This window comes from Crocosphaera watsonii WH 8501 (genome assembly GCF_000167195.1).
Classification (GTDB): Bacteria; Cyanobacteriota; Cyanobacteriia; order Cyanobacteriales; family Microcystaceae; genus Crocosphaera; species Crocosphaera watsonii.
The window spans coordinates 1-4,094 of record NZ_AADV02000253.1 but is presented as its reverse complement, the minus strand read 5'-3'; the positions used below and the strand labels follow the sequence as shown (position 1 = coordinate 4,094).

General features: G+C 37.2%; 2 protein-coding genes and 2 pseudogenes. 2 read left to right on the top strand and 2 right to left on the bottom strand.

The features are described from left to right. Positions 1 to 153 precede the first annotated feature (153 nt). A pseudogene (locus tag CWATDRAFT_RS40810) lies at positions 154 to 687 on the bottom strand (IS701 family transposase); the annotation flags it as partial. A gap of 201 nt (positions 688 to 888) precedes the next feature. On the opposite strand from CWATDRAFT_RS40810, the gene CWATDRAFT_RS30150 reads away from it, so the two are divergent. After that, positions 889 to 1,824 (top strand): UDP-glucuronic acid decarboxylase family protein, encoded by a 936-nt coding sequence (locus CWATDRAFT_RS30150; RefSeq protein ID WP_007308510.1) that lies wholly within the window; start codon positions 889 to 891, stop codon positions 1,822 to 1,824. Positions 1,825 to 1,936: 112 nt separating this feature from the next. After that, on the top strand, positions 1,937 to 3,286 hold the full coding sequence (locus CWATDRAFT_RS30145) for a UDP-glucose dehydrogenase family protein (RefSeq protein WP_007308511.1): 1,350 nt from the start codon (positions 1,937 to 1,939) through the stop codon (positions 3,284 to 3,286). A 160-nt stretch (positions 3,287 to 3,446) separates the two neighbouring features. Here CWATDRAFT_RS30145 and CWATDRAFT_RS30140 read toward each other — a convergent pair. Next, a pseudogene (locus CWATDRAFT_RS30140) lies at positions 3,447 to 4,094 on the bottom strand (IS5-like element ISUnCu10 family transposase); the annotation flags it as partial.

Genomic DNA, 4,094 nt, shown 5'->3' with positions numbered 1-4,094 from the left:
AGCNTGCAATAATTTATGGACATCCGGTTAAAGGTTCTAAACTTATTGGCAACTTTGTAGGAACAGTGCCATGTCGTCATTTAAGCTTCCACGGATGAATGGTCTTGTACGATTGAATACTGTCGATTTTGACTAATCCTATCATGAACCTATTCTGGTTTTCAAAATTTTAAGGTTCTCTTTAGATGAATACCAACTATCACCAGTTACATAAATTGGCCTCAGTCCCCAAGCTAAAACTTCCGATAGCATCATCCGAAAATAATCATTTTTAGACAGATTATCTTCTTTATCATAAAGTCGATAATTTAGAGGGACTGAAATTCCATTAGGGTCAGTATATAATAAAGTAACTAAATTAATTCCTTTGATAGTTTTATGTTTATTTCCTGACCAGAAATAACCAATAAATTTACTTAATTTAGGATTACTATAAAGTTTTTCAATGACTGTCTCATCAATACTTAAGGTTCCCCCACTCAGTTCAATGTGCTGTTTAAATTCATTGAATAAATCAACAGGTTTATAGCTTTCTCTTAATAAAAAACGGTTAACACTATCATGAGATAAATCCTCAAATATCTCGGATAAACGATTACAACCCGAATATTTGGATTCAGCAATTAAATAGTAAGTATAGAGTTCTAAATGACATTTAGCCGTTGATTTCTTCGTTATAGTTCGGATATCTACCTCCAGTTCTTATAATCCTCTCTATTTTATCAGTTTTTTGCTTTTTGTTAACAGCGATCGCTTTCTCTGTTTGGACTATGCACATTGTAAACCATCTGTCAATGCGTAACTCCTATTATTTTCCATTAAGGGGTTGGCCAAAACTCAAAGCAAGGGTAAGTTAATAATAATTTCAACTTTGAACTTGTAGGCTTCATGAGAATCTTAGTTACGGGTGGTGCTGGTTTCATTGGGTCCCATCTCATTGATCGCTTAATGGCACAAGGACACGAAGTCCTTTGCTTAGATAACTTTTACACTGGTGACAAACGCAATATTGTCAAGTGGATTGGTAATCCTTATTTTGAGTTGGTCCGCCACGATATCACGGAACCCATCCGTTTAGAAGTGGATCAAATTTATCATTTAGCTTGTCCTGCTTCTCCTATTCATTATCAATATAATCCCGTTAAAACCATTAAAGTTAATGTGTTAGGGACTCTATATATGTTGGGTTTAGCTAAACGGGTAAACGCACGTATACTTTTAGCTTCTACCTCAGAAGTTTACGGTGATCCCGATGTTCATCCCCAACCAGAAGAATATCGGGGTAACGTCAGTTGTACAGGGCCACGTGCTTGTTACGATGAAGGAAAACGGGTGGCGGAAACCCTCGCTTTTGAATATCATCGAGAACATAAAACTGACATTCGAGTGGCACGTATTTTTAATACCTACGGACCGAGAATGTTAGAAAATGACGGTAGAGTGGTCAGTAATTTTATTGTGCAAGCTCTAAAAGGCACACCTTTAACAATCTATGGGGATGGTTCTCAAACTCGCAGTTTTTGCTATGTTTCTGATTTAGTAGAAGGGTTAATGCGTCTGATGAATGGGGATTATATTGGCCCTATTAATATAGGCAACCCTGGGGAATATACCATATTAGAACTTGCTCAAATGATTCAGGGAATGATTAATCCTGATGCTGAGTTAGTTTATAAACCCTTGCCCCAAGATGATCCTCAACAAAGACAACCCGATATTACTAAAGCAAAAACTTATTTAGGTTGGGAACCTACTATTCCCCTAAAAGATGGGTTAGAATTGGCTATCAAGGATTTTGCAGAACGAGTCTCAAAAGATAGTTAAACTGTTTTTTGACAACTTAGTTTAAAATAAGTCCAACTCGTAGAATAATTGTTGTTGTATCGTTCCGAGAATGCCTTGTTTTAAACAATATTAAATTTAGAGGATAAAATTTATGCGAGTTTGTGTCATTGGAACTGGTTATGTTGGTTTAGTAACTGGGGTATGTTTATCTCATATTGGTCACCACGTTATTTGTATCGATAATAACGAGGAAAAGGTAAAACTGATGAAGTCCGGTCAATCTCCTATTTATGAACCTGGACTCTCAGAATTAATGCACGGTTGTATGGAAGCTGGCCGTCTGGAGTTTACTTCCGATTTAGCGGCCGGGGTTAATCACGGAGAAATCCTCTTTATTGCTGTAGGAACCCCTGCTTTACCTAACGGAGAAAGCGATACCCGTTATGTTGAAGCTGTAGCTAGAGGGATCGGTGAAAATTTAAACGGTGGTTACAAGGTCATTGTTAATAAGTCTACTGTTCCTATCGGTTCTGGGGACTGGGTAAGAATGATTGTTATGGATGGGTTTGCCCAACGGGAAAATGCTCCTGCTGACGTGGATTTTGATGTGGTTAGTAACCCTGAATTTTTACGGGAAGGATCGGCTGTTTTTGATACCTTTAACCCCGATCGCATCGTTCTCGGTAGCAACAACGATAAGGCGATCACTATGATGCAAGAACTCTATCAACCTTTGGTTGACCGCAAGTTCGGTGATGATCAAAGTTTACCTCCTGTTCCTGTGGTAGTGACAGACTTAAACTCGGCCGAAATGATCAAGTATGCTGCTAATGCTTTCTTAGCTACTAAAATTAGTTTTATCAACGAAGTGGCTAATATCTGCGATCGCGTGGGTGCTGATGTTACCCAGGTAGCTGCTGGTATCGGTTTAGATTCTCGTATCGGTAACAAGTTCTTACAAGCTGGTATTGGTTGGGGTGGATCTTGTTTCCCCAAAGATGTTTTGGCTTTGATTCATACTGCAACCGATTACAATTACGAGACAGAATTACTCAATGCTGCTGTTAATGTTAACAAGCGTCAACGATTAATTGCTCTTGAAAAATTACAACAAGAACTGAAAATCCTTAAAGGGAAAACTATCGGTTTATTAGGTTTAACCTTTAAACCAGATACCGATGATATGAGAGATGCACCTGCTTTAATCATCATCGAACAGTTGAACCGTTTAGGGGCAAAACTTAAGGCTTATGACCCCATTGTTTCTCAGTCTGGGTTAAGTCATGGTTTATCTAATGTCATCATTGAAACCGATGCTGAAATGTTAGCTGATAGCTGTGATGCTTTGGTTTTAGTAACAGATTGGAAAGAGTTTTTAAGCCTTGATTACGGTAAAATGGCTCAAGTAATGGCTAACCCTGTAATTATTGATGGTCGTAATTTCTTGGATCGTTCTAAGTTAGAAATGGCTGGTTTCCATTATGTAGGTATTGGACGCTAAATTAGTTTTATAGTTAATTCAAATAGAAATGAGACAAAACGAACCTACCATATTCTTAGTATAGTGAGCAAGATGCTCACACTCCTCTGTCTCAAACTTATTTGAAACGACTATATTTGAAAATCTAACTTAGGGTTTGCTGAAAAAGTTTCTCCAAAATTTATGCCACTTTTGACCAAGAATTTTCTGACAAATCAATAAGTTTTAGTACATAAAAATTGTTTAAAGTATAATCAAAATTAATGAAAGGCGGTTTGATGAGTTCCCCTGTTCTATTATTAGTAAATAAGGACAAAAAAAGCGACAAAAACTGCCTCAGAAGTTTAGAAAGATTGACAACTAAAAATGTAATAGCAATAGATGTAATGGAGGTTTCAGGGAGTTTTGTCATCACGAGATTTAGGCTAAATCTTCGTTTAGCTTGTCCAAACTTTCCCTCAATAGCATTACGGAAGCATTCATCGGAGTGGGCTTGTTTCTTTTCTTCTTCACTGACATTTTTCGGAGGTCTTCCTAACTTCGGACCACTGATTCTTATCCCTCTTTCCTTACACCAATTTCTGTTTTCCCTAGTTCGATAAATTTTATCTACATGGACGGATTCGGGATAATAGCCAAACGTTTCTTTATACTTTTCTACTTGTTCTTTAAAATGACAAGATTCATTGAAGTTTTCCAAACTTATTTTGTCTAGAAACACATAGTTATCTACACAGCTTACTGAGAGTTTAGCTCCAAACTCTATTGGTTTTCCTGCTTTTCCCCTCACTATTGGACGAATATGCCGTTGAGTTAACTTACAAGTCTT